8 protein-coding genes are annotated in these 14,894 nt (G+C 65.8%); 6 read left to right on the plus strand and 2 right to left on the minus strand.

Going from position 1 to position 14,894, the window contains the following annotated elements; genetic code table 11:
- Positions 1–224: 224 nt before the first annotated feature.
- The gene (locus EHV23_RS07675) at positions 225–1,880 is read right to left on the minus strand and encodes a putative transporter (protein WP_125095387.1); all 1,656 of its coding nucleotides are present in this window, start codon (positions 1,878–1,880) and stop codon (positions 225–227) included.
- 526 nt (positions 1,881–2,406) lie between these two features.
- On the opposite strand from EHV23_RS07675, the gene EHV23_RS07680 reads away from it, so the two are divergent.
- Positions 2,407–4,653 carry a putative bifunctional diguanylate cyclase/phosphodiesterase gene (locus EHV23_RS07680; protein WP_338034500.1) on the plus strand — a complete coding sequence of 749 codons (2,247 nt, stop codon included), beginning with the start codon at positions 2,407–2,409 and terminating at the stop codon, positions 4,651–4,653.
- A 1,042-nt stretch (positions 4,654–5,695) separates the two neighbouring features.
- Positions 5,696–7,003 (plus strand): hypothetical protein, encoded by a 1,308-nt coding sequence (locus tag EHV23_RS07685; RefSeq protein ID WP_125095388.1) that lies wholly within the window; start codon positions 5,696–5,698, stop codon positions 7,001–7,003.
- 246 nt (positions 7,004–7,249) lie between these two features.
- Here EHV23_RS07685 and EHV23_RS07690 read toward each other — a convergent pair whose 3' ends face one another.
- On the minus strand, positions 7,250–7,447 hold the full coding sequence (locus tag EHV23_RS07690) for a type II toxin-antitoxin system PrlF family antitoxin (protein ID WP_238990326.1): 198 nt from the start codon (positions 7,445–7,447) through the stop codon (positions 7,250–7,252).
- Positions 7,448–7,738: 291 nt separating this feature from the next.
- On the opposite strand from EHV23_RS07690, the gene lexA reads away from it, so the two are divergent.
- The 4 genes from lexA (at position 7,739) to EHV23_RS07710 (ending at position 14,824) form a co-directional block, all read left to right on the plus strand.
- Positions 7,739–8,533, plus strand: coding sequence for a transcriptional repressor LexA (gene lexA / locus EHV23_RS07695; RefSeq protein WP_125095390.1), 795 nt, complete (start codon positions 7,739–7,741; stop codon positions 8,531–8,533).
- A gap of 49 nt (positions 8,534–8,582) precedes the next feature.
- Positions 8,583–9,518, plus strand: coding sequence for a translesion DNA synthesis-associated protein ImuA (imuA, locus tag EHV23_RS07700; protein WP_238990327.1), 936 nt, complete (start codon positions 8,583–8,585; stop codon positions 9,516–9,518).
- Between the two features lie 3 nt (positions 9,519–9,521).
- Positions 9,522–11,009 (plus strand): Y-family DNA polymerase, encoded by a 1,488-nt coding sequence (locus tag EHV23_RS07705; protein WP_125095391.1) that lies wholly within the window; start codon positions 9,522–9,524, stop codon positions 11,007–11,009.
- Positions 11,010–11,140: 131 nt separating this feature from the next.
- On the plus strand, positions 11,141–14,824 hold the full coding sequence (locus tag EHV23_RS07710; protein ID WP_238990328.1) for an error-prone DNA polymerase: 3,684 nt from the start codon (positions 11,141–11,143) through the stop codon (positions 14,822–14,824).
- Positions 14,825–14,894: the final 70 nt, after the last annotated feature.

Genomic DNA, 14,894 nt, shown 5'->3' on the forward strand with positions numbered 1-14,894 from the left:
CCCCGGGCCAGCGGCTACACGGTGCATGAGGCGAATCCTCTGCGGGATCTGGCCTGCCTCATTTTTCCTTCACATCTTACTCCTCCAGGGCCGCCGTGGGCGGGCCTGCCGTACCGGCAAAAAAATCCCCGGAAGTGGACCGGTGTCCGGCTTCCGGGGCGTGTCTGGCGCGTGTCATGGTTATGTTTGCCCACGCGCTTCCCTGTTTTTGGGCGTACTCTGCCCTACCCCGCCCACAGCAGTACCGCCAGTACCTGCGGCAGGATGATCCGCAAAAACATCACCAGCGGGTAGACGGTGGCATAGGCCAGGGCCGGTGCCCCGCTCTCCTCGCGCAGGCCGTTGGCAAAGGCCAGGGCCGGGGGATCGGTCATCGAACCGGCCAGCAGGCCGCAGAGCGTGAGGTAGTTGAGCTTGCCGCGCCAGCGGGCCAGAAAGCCCACGACGAGCAGCGGGATGAGGGTGATCAGTGCACCATAGCCCATCCAGGTCAGACCGTCGTGGCTGAGCAGCGTCTGGAAGAAATGCCCGCCAGCCTTCAGGCCCACCACCGACAGGAACAGCACGATGCCGATCTCGCGCAGCGCCAGGTTGGCACTGGGGGGCATGAACCAGTACACCTTGCCGATGGTGCCGATCCGCGCCAGCACGATGGCCACCACCAGCGGCCCGCCGGCCAGACCCAGCTTCAGCGCCACCGGCAGCCCCGGCACCGACACGGGAATGGAGCCCAGCAGCACGCCCAGACCGATGCCGACGAACACGGGCAGCATCTGCACCTGCTGCAGCTTCTGCTGGGCGTTGCCCACCAGCGCCATCACGGTCTCGATGTCTTCCTGCCGGCCCACCAGGTTGATCACGTCGCCGAACTGCAGCGTCATGCCGCCGGTGGGCACCAGTTCGATACCGGCCCGGTTCAGGCGCGAGATCACCACGTCGTGGTTGGACTGCAGGTTCAGGTGACGGATCTTCTTGCCGATCACGGCCTCGTTGGTGACCACCGCCCGTTCCGAGCGGTAGGCCGTGTTGTGGATGGGGGTGCTGTCGACGAACTCCTCGCCGATGATCATCTGCATGCGCCGCAATGCCGGTGGTGCTCCCACCAGATACAGCACGTCGCCCAGCGCCAGCCGCGTATCCACACGGGGAATGAAGAACTGCTCGCCCCGGCGCAGCCGCGAGTACATCACGTCGTGCCGGTCGAAATCGGGAATGTCGGAGATGCGCACCCCGTCCAGATTGGTGTTGGTGATGCGCACGTTGCAGCTCTCCAGCCCGTGCTGGCGCTTGCTGAGGCTCTCCTCGTGCTCATGGGCCTCGGCGGCGATGTCGATGCGAAACACCAGCCGGATCAGCCACATGGTGAACAGGATGCCCAGAATGCCGATCGGGTAGGCAATGGCATAGCCCATGCCCATCACCTCGGTGGCCTGCTCGCCACCCAGCTCGGCCAGCGTCTGCTGCCCGGCCCCCAGCGAGGGCGTGTTGGTGACCGCCCCGGAGAAGATGCCCAGAATCACCCCTAGTGGCACGTCCATGCCCAGGTGCAGGGCCACCACCAGCACGCCACTGAGTGCCACGATGGCCATGGCCACCCCGTTGAGACGCAGCCCGCTGTGCCGCAGCGACGCAAAGAAGCCCGGCCCCACCTGGTTGCCGATGGTGTAGACGAAGAGGATCAGGCCGAATTCCTGGATGAAGTGCAGCGTGTGCTCGTTGAGCACGAAGTCGTAGCGGTTGAGCCAGTGCCCCACCAGAATGCCGCCGAACAGGACGCCACCGATACCCAGGCTGATGCCGCGGATGCGGATGTGTCCAATGGCCAGGCCGAGCACGGCCACCAGGGAAAGCAGGCAGATGGTGAGGGCTACGTCGCTCATGACAGGGGCCCGCGCAGGCAGGCCGGATGCAGTAAGGGCCGTGGACAGCCTCCATCATGCGGGCGGCCCGGCAGCATGCGCCGGATGGCTGGCCCGCAGGGAGACTGAACGGCACGTCCCGGTAAGGTGGAGGAGAAAAACCGTCGGCCCATTCTATAGCCGTTGGCGGAGGTGTTGAAGATTGTCCCACCGTATATGCCCGGTGCTGGCGTGGCTGGCCGTGCCTGTGGCAGGGCCGTGAATGGGGCCATGGCACGCGCCGACACGGGACCAGGGGCGCCGCTGGCCCGGCCCGCAGCGACCGGCCGGCAGCCGGTACGGTGAGCGTGTGACTTTTTTCCGGTATCAAGGGTGTGTCATGGACGCATTTGTCCCCGCTCAGGCTCCAGCCATGTGCCGACAGGGCAGCGGCTTGCGTCCCTGCCAGGCAGGGTAACGCCAGCGGCGCACGGATCTGGGAGCAGCGCCGGGACGAACGCGTCCATGACTCACTACCAGCCCGACACGCTCTCAGCGAGGCCCTTCGTTGGAATTTCTGCCTGCTTCCTACTCCCCCGGTGTGGTGACGGCCTCGGTGCTGATCGCCATGTTTGCCTCATATGTGGCGCTCGATCTGGCCAAACGCGTGCGCAACCACGACCGCCGGGTGGCCATGACCTGGCTGGTGGGCGGCTCGCTCACCATGGGCACCGGCATCTGGTGCATGCACTTCGTGGGCATGCTGGCCTTCTCGCTGCCCATCGAGCTGGGCTACACGGTGGGGCTGACCGTGCTGTCGTGGGTGACGGCCGTGGGTGTCTCGGCGGTGGCACTGTACGTGGCCAGCCGCGGGCCGGCCTCGTGGCGTGATCTGGGCGGGGCGTCGCTGCTGATGGGGATCGGCATCTGTGCCATGCACTATCTGGGCATGGCGGCGCTGGACATGACGCCGCTGATCGTCTGGGATCCCTGGCTGATCGCGGCCTCGGCGGCCATTGCGGTGGGGGCATCGGCCGGCGCCCTGCTGATCTTCGGCTGGCTCGGCACGGTGAGCGAGGCGCGCAGCCTGTTCCTGCAGCCGGTGGCGGCCGTGGTGATGGGGGCAGCCATCAGCGGCATGCACTATACCGGCATGGCGGCCGCCAGCTTTCCGCTGGATTCGGTGTGCCTGAGTGCCGGTGCGCTGGCAGGCACCCAGCTGGGCACGGTGGTGGCCTTCTCGTCGGTGGCGCTGCTGGCCATGACGCTGTTCACCTCCATTCTGGATGCGCGCATGCGCAGCTCGCTGTCGCTGGCCAACCTGAAGCTGGAATCGGCCAACGAGGAACTGCGCCAGCGGGCCTTCATCGATCCGCTCACCGGCCTGCCCAACCGCCTGCTGTTCGAGGATCGTCTCAACCACGCCCTGCAGCGCTACGAGCGCAACCTGGACAACCGCCTCAAGCGCGAGCCCCGCAAGATGGCGGTGCTCTTCGTCGACCTGGACGGCTTCAAGCCGGTCAACGACCTGCTGGGCCATGCCGTGGGTGACGAGGTACTGAAGGAAGTGGCCCGTCGCCTGCGCGTGGCCACCCGTGACAGCGACACCGTGGCCCGCATCGGCGGGGACGAGTTCGTGCTGCTGATGGAGGATGTCTCCGGTGTGGCCGACTGCGCCGCCCTGGCCAGCCGGATCATCGGGCTGGTGGCCGAACCGCTGGAGGTTCATGGCCACAAGGTGTCGCTGGCCTGCTCGGTCGGGGTGGCGCTCTACCCGGACCATGGCGACCGTCACCAGCTGGTGATGCATGCCGATGCCGCCATGTACACGGCCAAGCGGGCCGGCGGGCACACCTATGCGCTGTTCGAGTCGCGGATGAACGAAGGCGTGCAGGAGCAGCTGGCCCTGCAGCACGACCTGCGTCACGCCGTGGAGCGCAACGAGCTGCTGCTGCACTACCAGCCCAAGATCGATGCGCGGCTGGGCCGCCTGCAGGGGGTGGAGGCACTGCTGCGCTGGCAGCATCCCACACGCGGCATGATCGGTCCCAATGTGTTCATTCCCATTGCCGAGCGCTTCGGGCTGATCAACGGGCTGGGCAACTGGGTGATCGAGGAGAGCTGCCGGCAGATGCGGGTCTGGGCGGATCAGGGCATGCTGATGAGTGTGGCCATCAACCTGTCGGTGCATCAGCTGCGCACGGAGGATCTGGTGCATCGCATCGAATCGGCCCTGACCCGTCACCGGGTGATGCCCAGCCAGCTGCTGTGCGAGATCACCGAGTCGGTGGCGATGGAGGACATCAAGAGCACGCAGCGTGCCTTCGAGGAGCTGCAGCGCATCGGGGTGTATCTGTCCATCGATGATTTCGGGACGGGCTATTCGAGCCTGAGCTATCTGCGGCAGCTGCCGGCGCGACAACTGAAGATCGACCGCAGTTTCGTGGCCGACATCGAGGTGCGGCCGGATGCGCGGGCCATCGTGGGGGCAGTGATCCAGCTGGCGCACCAGCTGGGGCTGCGGGTGGTGGCCGAGGGGGTGGAGACGGAGGGCCAGCGCGACATTCTGCTGGCGCTGCAGTGCGATGAGCTGCAGGGCTATCTGCTGGCGCGGCCGATGCCGGAGGCGGCGCTGGGGGTGTGGATGTCGCAGCAGGCGGTAATGGTGCCGTCGGTGCCGGCGCCGGTGGGAGCACCGCGGGCGCTGATCGATTCCACGGATGTGGAGGCGGTGGTGCGGGAAGGTGCCTGTGCGCTGCTGGTGCGGGAGCTGGAGGGGGGGCGGAAGGAGCGGGTCGAGACGGCTTTGTCGTGAGACGGCCTGGACTGCCGGTTTCGACATTGATGCGAACGGGCGCTGCACGCTGCAGGAGGTGTTCTCCCGCGACTGCGTGAAGTCGCGAAAGAAGCAACTCTCCGCCCGGGACCTGCGATTCATGGAAGACGGCTCCGTTGCAGCACGCGCCGCGGAGCGGGATACGATTGCTGCTCAACGCTCACTGAAGCTTTGTTGCCCACGACCTGCGTCGTGGTCAACAAACCTTCAGGGCCAGGAGTGTGTCATGGACTTGTTCGTCCCCGCGAAACCCCCTTTGGGCGTGCAGGACAAGGCGGCAGGGCCGCAGAATCCCGGATGGCTTCAAGGCACTGCCAACGCAGTCATGCGCGCCCAAAAGGGGTTTCCCCCCGGGCTGGCACCGAATCCGTGCGCTGCCTGCGTTGCCCTGCTTGGCAAGGCGGCCAGCCTTGCCTGCGCAGTGCGCCTTGTCAGCACACGGATTCGGAGCCAGCGCGGGGACGAACAAGTCCATGACACACTCCAGACACTTTCCGACAACCGGGGCTTCGCCCCGCCCGTCAGAAAGTCGTTCACGCGTACCGCGAAGTCGCAGCAATCGCATCCCGCTCCGCGGCGCTTGTCGGCTTGCATGGGGAGGCGATGGATGGGGGGATCCCTGCAGGGAGGCTCACGGTTGCCGTTCTGGCGACGGCTGGTCTGTTGTGACATTGCCGTGCCCGGACGATACACGCAATACAGAAGTTATGTTTCATAAAAACAACAAATTCTTCTACTCAGTGGTTTACGTACGATAAGCGATACAGAAAAGATCCAAAACATGGAGACATTCCTATAATTCTGTCACTTCCCGGCGCTGTTGATCGGTCTTTGGCTGCCGCCGGGCGGCTGGTTGGGGGAGCTGTGCATGTCTGCTGGAGGCTGCCCTTCTCTTTGAGCCCGCTGCTTTTTACTGAGCACCCGCCACTCACGGTTGCATGCTGGCGTAGCCCGGAATCCTCGGTGTTCCCATGCAGACCGACGACGGGAACCTTCCCACTTTTGTGAATAGAGAAAGAAGATGTCGCACTACGCTGCATCACACAGGGTCAGTAAACACCTCGGTTTGACAACAGTCTTGCTTTTGCTGGCCGCGTGCGGCGGTGGGGGTGATGGCGGCAGTGGTAACGCGGTGTCCAGCAGTCCCGTTGCACCGTCGGGCACGGCCCAGGTTGCCGATGCTGGCAGTACATCGGTGCCGGCAGCGCCTGCTTCCGGTGTTGATTCTCCGAATAACGTTGTGCCCGGCAGTCCAGCAGTGAGCCCTTCGCCCGGAGCAACCCAGACGCAGCAGCCAGTACCTACCCCCCAGCCAGTGCCGCAACCTGCGCCCTCTCCTGTGCCGGAGCCCGCGCCGGTTCCTGCTCCTGGTCCGGATGACGGCAAAACGGATATCCAGAAAAAGCCGCAGGAAAACCCTGTCGCTCCCAATACGGCTTCGCCTTCCGGGAACGCCGCACAGCAGCCACCGCTGCTCGATGGGAAGCTGAGTGGGGACGCGTTGATGACGATGCTGGAGTCAAAGGCGCCGGTTGATACGACATGGATGCCACAGCGTGCCGCATCACACTTCGCTGAACCCTATTCCATGTCGCCGGTTGCATCTCGGTCAGCCAAGTTGGAGGAGCGTCCTGCGCGTTTTCCTGCCATCGTTGCCCTGTCGAGAATTTCACCCGAGAATTATGACATGTCCAACGTTTCATATGCTGTTGCCGGAAACGGTGGCACCTATCGACCCGCCAAAGGCGATTTCGAGCTGATAGTGGGTACGTACGCTACGAATGCGAAGGCTGTGAGCGCTTACGCAACGGAAACGTTCGTCAACATGACGATGACCTTGAAAGGCAATGCGACCGAAACGGACTTTACGCTTGGCGGAGAAATCAGTGTCAATACTGAAACGGGCTGGCCTCGTCCGGAGGAAACTAACCACGATTTAAATCGCTATGGTTTTCAGATGGTTTCGGAGCAACCGAAGACGTACTCACGCGCCGCGTATTTTTCTGCAAATGAGCCCATCCAGACATGGAATAGCTGTTGTGGTACCGTTAAATTGTTCTGGCGTCCCGGCCCCAGTACCCGGGATGTCGATCTTTGCTGGAATGTCGACTCCTGGTATGTCAAACGGCTTCAGTGCAGCACATGGACACTGCAGGAAGACTGGGTACACGGCTTGCGCTTTACAGGAGGTGGTGTCTACATGGAAGACGATCACAGCGTCATTAATCACTGGGAATTGCTGGAAAACGGGGAGTACAGGTACTGGAACGAATCCGGCAAGTATCTTTGGCGTGTGGACGGCCGCAGCATCGACCTCTTCCATGGCTGATCTGTCATGATCTGGCATAACTCGACCGGTTCGGCATAATCCGGCCGAATCGGGCATGGTCAGGCTGCTTGTCTGACTATGGCAATGAAACAGCAGCCTGATCCGTTTCGGATGGCTGCTGTTTCATTTGTGTGCCACGGCTGCGTGTGGGCAAGGTATGTTGCCGCCAGTATATGTAGCATGGATGGCGGGGGCATCATTTGTGTCTCCTAGAGATCTTTGCAGGAAATTTACTAGTTTCCTCAGCTATTCGTCGTCCCCGGCAAGCGGCTGGTCGAGATCGATGTCGATGCCCCGAGTCAGCGTGTCTATCCGCGCAAGCAGCGCAGTGTCTACTGCCTGAAGACGTTCGGGATGGCTGGTGATGTCGCGCGCCAGAAATTCGAGGAAAGCGTTCAGAACAGGGTCATGCCTCTGTGATGTACTGTCTGTGGCTGAATGCATGATGGGTCTGCAATGGCAGCTGCCGGCAATGGATGGCTCCATTGTGGCAAAAAGTCCTGGACCCGTGCATGTCAACCAGTCTGGCGGAGCAGGTTACGCTGAGTGCTGCTTCGTGTCGGCTTCCGTCCGATGAATATCGACAGACGCACGCAGAACTGCATTGATGCGTGTCTGGTCAGCGCTTCCTGGTGGAGCTGCCCGCAGATGCCCTGTTGAGACCGCAAGCTGATCTGTCTGGCTGACAGCCTGCAAAGGTGACAGCCCTTCCGGATTGGTGTAATAATTTACACCATGAAGCTCACCGCACGCCAGCAGCAGGTGCTGCAGTACCTGCATCAGCACATCCAGACCCACGGTCTGCCCCCTACCCTGCACGAACTGATGGCCGCCTTTGGCTGGTCCAGTCCGGCGGGGGCTGCCAAGCACCTGCAGGCGCTGGCGGCGCGGGGGCTGATCGGGCACAGCGCCGGCAAGGCGCGGGGTATCCGGCTGCTGCCGGCGGGGCTGGAGGTGCTGGGGGGCGGCGTGACGTTTCCCGGGAAAACCGGCATCGTTGCCACTGCCATGGGGGCTGTCCATTCTGCCGGTGCCATTGACGCCGCCGGCTCTTCTGGTTCTTCTGTGCGGGTTGGTTTGGAGGGGGCGTCGTCCGCCGGGAAATCGGCCGGCCCGCCCGAACGTGCCGTGTCCCTGCTGGACGACGTGCTGAACCTCCCCCTGGTTGGCCGCGTGGCGGCCGGCCAGCCCATCCTGGCCGGGGCGCGCATCGAGCGCCACCTGCAGGTGGATCGCTGGCTCTTCCGGCCACAGCCGGATTTTCTGCTGCGCGTGCAGGGCGATTCGATGATCGACGACGGCATTCTCGATGGCGATCTGGTGGCCGGCAAGGCCACGCCCGAGGCGCTGCACGGGCAGACGGTCATTGCGCGGGTGGATGGGGGCATCACCATCAAGCGGCTCTGGCACCGCGACGGCCAGCTGCGGCTGCTGCCGCGCAATGTGCGCCACCGGCCCATCGTGCCGGACCCGGTGGAAGACTTCGCCATCGAGGGCATCTACTGCGGGCTGCTGCGCCGGCCCGACTGAGCCCATGACACACACGGAATCTGCAGGCTGACAGAGAGGAATGCAGGGTATGGGTGCTCTGGTTTCGAATGGGCGTGCGCATGTGAACGGGCGTACACAGGCCAGCGGCCTGATGGCTGCGGGTGGCATGGCTGCCGTGGATGGGCTGTCCGTTGCGAATGGGGCAGATACCGCTGGGTGCCAGACACAGGAGGCCATCACACTGGCCTCCCTGCTGGCGCGCCGGCAGGTATGGCAGTGGCGGGTGGCACCACAGCCGGTGGCGGGCATTGCCACGGGCATCCGCGCGCTGGATGCGGTGCTGCCCATGGGCGGCTGGCCGGCGGCAGCGCTGTCCGAGCTGCTGGTGCCGGTATGGGGACTGACCGAGCTGCAGCTGCTGTGGCCGGTGCTGGCGCGGCTGTCGCGTGCCGGTGGCCGGGTGGTGCTGGTGGCGCCGCCGTTCGTGCCCTTTGCCGGGGCGTGGCAGCGCGCAGGGGTCGATCTGTCGCGGCTGGTGGTCATTGGTGCCGCTGGAGCGAGCGGTGCGGCCGATGCGCTCTGGGCTTTCGAGCAGTGCCTGCGTTCGGGCAGCTGTGCGGCGGTCGTGGGCTGGCTGGCCGGTGCCGATCATGCAGCGCTGCGGCGGCTGCAGGTGGCGGCCGACCACGGGCAGTGTCTGGCGCTGGCCATGCGCCCTGCCCGCCATGCGGCGCAGCCCTCCCCGGCTGCGCTGCGGCTGCAGCTGCGGCCCGATGGCTGTGTGCAGGTGCTGAAGTGCCGGGGTGGGCCGGTGCCGGCGCAGCCGGTTGCGTTGGCGGCGCATGAACGGACGCTTCCATGGGGTGGCTTCAGCAGTGGCCACGGCGTGGCGTGCGGCCAGCACGTGGCGGAAAATGATGCTGCCACTGCCACTGCCACCGCCACCGCCTCTGCCATCGCTACCGCCACAGCCGCTGCCACGCCGAGTGCCGGGACGCCTGCACCATTGGCCATGAGGTGCTGACCCATGCTCTGGGCCTGCATTGCCCTGCCGGCGCTGCCGCTGGACGTGGCGCTGCGCACGCAGCCCGATCCTGCCCGGCCCGTGGCACTGATCGATGGGCCAGCCACTTGTCGCAGCCTGCTGGCCGTCAATGCGGCGGCGGCCCGGCTGGGGCTGCGCGCCGGGCAGAAGCTGACGCTGGCGCGGGCCATCCATGCCGATTTCTCCGCCCTGCCCTTCGATGCAGCGGCCACGGCACGCTGGCAGCAGTGGCTGGCTGCCTGGGCCTACCGCTTCAGTCATCAGGTCAGCGTGGCCTGGCCGCACAGCATCGTGCTGGAGGTGGGCCACAGCCTGCAGCTGATGGGCGGCTGGCCGGCCTTCGAGGCCCGGCTGCGGGACGAGCTTGGGCAGCTGCAGTTCCAGCACCGCATCGGGCTGGCGCCCAGCCCGCGGGCAGCCCACCTGCTGGCCTGGCTGAAGGATGGCGTGCAGGCGCACACCCCGGCACAGCAGCAGGCCCTGCTGGCCCGGGTGCCGGTGCGCCGGGCCGGTCTGCCGGGTCAGGCGGGGGAACGCCTGCACCGGCTGGGTCTGCGACGCCTGCAGCAGGTGTTCGAGCTGCCGCCCGATACGGTCCGGCGGCGTTTCGGTGCCGAACTGCTGCAGTATCTGGACGAGCTGCGCGGACAGCGCCAGACGCTGCTGGCCTGCTACGCACCGCCCGATCATTTCGACATGCGCATTCCGCTCGAATATGGGGTGAGCAGCCATCAGGTGCTGCTGTTTCCGCTGCGGCGGCTGGTGATGGACCTGTCGGCTTTCCTGCAGGGGCGCAGCCAGGGCACCCAGCAGGTGCTGGTGCGGCTGGAGCACGAGCCCGACCGTGCAGGCGCCCCGGACGATACCTGTCTGCGTCTGGACCTGCTGGCGCCCGAACAGTCGGGCGACGCGCTGTTCGGCCTGCTGCGCAGCCGGCTGGAGGCCCTGCCCCTGCCGCAGCCGGTGGTGGCCGTGCGGCTGGTGGTGCAGGCGCTGCAGCCCCTGCGTCCCCGGACGCAGGATCTGTTCGAGCCGCGCGGTTCCCAGCCGGCCGAATCCTGGGCGCGGCTGCGCGAACGGCTGCGGGTGCGTCTGGGTAAGCAGGCCGTGTACGGTGTGCAGCCGGTGGCCGACCCGCGTCCCGAACGCGCCTGGCGGCAGGTGATGGGGGCGGATGCCAGGGAGGCACATGAGTGCACAGATGGCCGACTCACTGTCACACGGAGATCCGCTGCAGCACGGCCCGACCTGCCATCCCGGCCCGGCTGGCTGCTGCCCGCCCCCCTGCCGCTGGAGCGTCCCGTGGCGGCCATCGTGCGTGGTCCCGAACGGCTGGAATCCGGCTGGTGGGATGGAGACGACCAGAAGCGCGACTACTACGTGCTGCGCCTGGCCAATGGCCAGCTGGCCTGGGCCTTCTGCCCGGTGGGCCAGCGGGGGCCGTGGACGCTGCAGGGGTGGTTTGCATGAGGCATGTACCCGATGACCGGTTGGCGCGTTCCGGCATGCCTGTGGGCCCCACGCCCGGTGCAGTCGTATCCGGTGTCGCTGCCGGTACGGGGTTTTCCGGTGCGGTACGGGGCGATGCGGAGGACCCGGACATGCCACGTTATGCCGAGCTGCACTGCCTGTCCGATTTCACCTTCCTGCGCGGTGCATCCAGCGCTGCCCAGCTGTTTGCACGGGCCAGGGCCTGTGGCTATGAGGCGCTGGCCATCACCGATGAATGCTCACTGGCCGGCATCGTGCGGGCCTTCGAGGCCAGCCGCGACACGGGCGTGCCACTGGTCATCGGCAGCGAGTTCCGGCTGACCGATGGCACGCGCTTCGTGCTGCTGGTGGAGAACCAGCAAGGCTACGAAAATCTCTGTGCGCTGATCACCACCGGCCGCCGCGCAGCATCCAAGGGACGATACGTGCTGTCACGGACGGATGTGGAACGGGCTTCGCGCGATGGCCTGCTCTGCCTCTGGCTGCCGGATGAGCACCCCGACGGAAAGGCAGCCGATGCAGGCGCTTCTGGTGTGGATGCGGGTAACGCGCAGGCAGGTGCGCCCGCGCCAAACGACGGTTGGGCAACAGACAACGGAGTCCCGGCGGCGGAAGATAAGGCTCTGGCGACAGCAGCAGCAGGTGACCTGGCTGCAGCCCTGGTGGCCGGAAAGACGAGCACCATGCCTGTCATGGATGCCGGCATGCATCCCCTGCTGGAACGGGCCGGCTGGATCCGCCAAACTTTTCTGCATGCCTGGCTGGCGGTGGAGCTGCACCGCGACCGCGACGATGCCCGGGTACTGGCAGAGCGTCTTGCCCTGGCGGAGATGACGGCTCTCACGCCCGTGGCCTGCGGTGACGTGCACATGGACGTGAAGCGCCGCCGTGTGCTGCAGGATACGCTGACCGCCCTGCGCCATCGCGTGCCGCTTGCGCAGGCAGGTGGGCTGCTGTTCAGCAATGGCGAGCGCCACCTACGCCGCCGTGAGGTGCTGGCCAGTGTGTATCCGCCCGCCCTGCTGGCCGAGACACTGGCCATTGCCCGACGCTGCACCTTCCGGCTGGACCAGCTGCGCTACGGCTACCCGCAGGAACTGGTGCCCGCCGGTCACACGCCCACCACCTGGCTGCGCAAGCTGAGTGAAGACGGCATGCGCTGGCGCTGGCCACAGGGGGTACCTTCCCGTGTGCGGCAGCAGGTCGATCATGAGCTGGCGCTGATTGCCGATCTGGGCTACGAGCCGTATTTTCTGACGGTGCACGACATCGTGCGTTTTGCGCGCGGCCGCGGCATTCTCTGTCAGGGACGCGGGTCGGCGGCCAATTCGGCGGTGTGCTTCGTGCTGGGCATCGTGGAGGTGGACCCCAGCCGCATGCAGATGCTGGTCGAACGCTTCATCAGCCGTGAGCGCAACGAGCCACCCGACATCGACGTGGATTTCGAGCACGAACGGCGCGAGGAAGTCTTTCAGTACATCTACCGCAAGTATGGCCGGCATCGGGCGGCGCTGACGGCCAACGTCATCTGTTACCGGGGCCGCAGCGCGGCGCGCGATGCAGCCCGGGCATTGGGTTTGCCGGCAGAGCAGATCAGCGCCATCAGCGCCTGCTTCGGCCGCGGCGGCTATGGGGTGGATGTGACCCTGCGCCTGCAGGAGGCCGGTTTCGACCCGGCCTCACCCCTGATGCAGCGCCTGCTCCATCTGGTGGAAGCGCTGCGCGACCATCCCCGCCACCTGTCGCAGCACGTGGGGGGCTTCGTGATGTCCGATGGTCCGCTGGCACGGCTCGTTCCCACCGAAAATGCCGCCATGTCCGAGCGCACGATCATCCAGTGGAACAAGGACGACCTGGATGTGTTGGGCATGCTGAAGGTGGACTGCCTGGCGCTGGGCATGCTGAGCTGCGTGCGTCGCGCGCTCGATCTGCTGGCCCGTCATCGCGGCCGCTACCTGACACCTGCCACCATTCCGCCCGATGATGAGGCCACCTACGACATGATCAGCCGGGCCGATACCGTGGGCGTCTTTCAGGTGGAATCGCGCGCCCAGATGTCGATGCTGCCGCGCCTCAAACCCCGGTGCTTCTACGACCTGGTCGTTCAGGTGGCCATCGTGCGCCCGGGGCCGATTCAGGGCGACATGGTGCATCCGTACCTGCGCAGGCGGCAGGGGCTGGAACCGGTGGACTATCCTTCGGAGGCACTGCGCGAAGTGTTCGAGCGCACGCTGGGCGTGCCCCTCTTTCAGGAACAGGTCATGCGTCTGGCCATCGTGGCGGCGGGTTACACGCCCGGCGAGGCCGACCAGCTGCGTCGCTCGATGGCGGCCTGGCGCCGCCATGGCGATCTGGAAATCCACCGTCAGCGCCTGGTGGGCGGCATGGTGGAACGGGGCTATTCTGCCGAATTTGCCGGACGCATCTTCGAACAGCTCAAGGGCTTTGCCAGCTACGGCTTTCCCGAAAGCCATGCCTGTGCCTTTGCGCTGATCACCTACGTGAGCAGCTGGCTGAAGTGCCATGAACCGGCCGCCTTTCTGTGCGCCCTGCTCAATGCCCAGCCGATGGGCTTCTATTCGGCCAGCACGCTGGTGCAGGACGCGCAGCGTCATGGCGTGCGGGTGCTGCCGGTGGATGTGCTGCGCAGCCAGTGGGACAACACGCTGGAAGGCGGTGAAGTGGGTGGTGTCCAGCCGGCCGTACGGCTGGGGTTCCGGCAGATCGCGGGATTGGGTGAGGCGGCGGCGCGGCGGATCGTGACGGCGCGTTTGGGGCAGATGGGGCAGGAAGGGACGGGCCGGACTGAAATGATTGTGGAGAGGATGGCGCAGAAAGGAACCGTGCCGGAGAAGGCGTGGCCGCAGAAGGTGGCGCCGGGGGCGCTACGCACGGGGTTTCGCGATGTAGCCGACCTGTGCCACCGTGCGCAGCTGGATGAACGTGAAGCCACCCTGCTGGCCGATGCCGGGGCGCTGGAAGCGCTGGCCGGCCATCGTCATGCGGCCCACTGGGCCGTGGCCGGTGTGGAGGAGCCCGCGCCGCTATGGGGCGACACCGTGACCGAGACGCCCGTCAGCCTGCCGGTGCCGACCGTGGTGCAGGATCTGGTGGCCGACTACCGGACGCAGGGCTTCAGTCTGGGCACGCACCCAATGGCCCTGCTGCGCCCTGCCCTGCGCGCCCGCCGCTGTGCCGACAGCCTCACGCTGCAGCGCTGCCCGCACGGCCGTTCGGTGCGGGCCGCCGGGCTGGTGACCATGCGGCAGCGCCCCGCCACCGCCAGCGGTGTGACCTTCGTGACGCTGGAAGATGAAGGCGGCACCGTCAATGTGGTGGTGTGGGAAGACGTGGCCGTGCGCTTTCGCAAGGCACTGGTGGGCAGCCGCCTGCTGGCCATCGACGGGCGCTGGGAGGTGGTGGATGGTGTGCAGCACCTGATTGCCCGCCGGCTGCACGACCTGAGCGGGCTGCTGGGGCAGCTGGTGACGGGGGGGGGCGGGATTATCACTGAGAACTGGCTTTCCCTTGCCAGTGTTTTCCTGTCAGGCAGAAAGGGGTACACCGATCAGCTTTGCCGAAGGTATGGCCCGGTTGATATCGGCTTGCGCACTGCGTATGGCGTCGGCCCTGTTTCTGGCGCTTCGTGTGAATGTGAGTGCCAGGTGGCCGGGACGGCCGATGCCTATCAGGGCATCGTCACACCCGGCCTCGCCCAGACGCTCAACCAGGACATCGGGGTCACTGTCGTGTGGGGCAAGCTGATATTTCAGTGTGAAGGTGTATTCCATTGATGGATTCCGATGTCACGGCCAGTATGGCGGTGTCACCGCTGATGAGAAACTGACTCACCTGCCGAAGTAA

The sequence above is a fragment of the Lautropia dentalis genome, from assembly GCF_003892345.1.
In the GTDB taxonomy this organism is placed as follows: domain Bacteria; phylum Pseudomonadota; class Gammaproteobacteria; order Burkholderiales; family Burkholderiaceae_E; genus Lautropia; species Lautropia dentalis.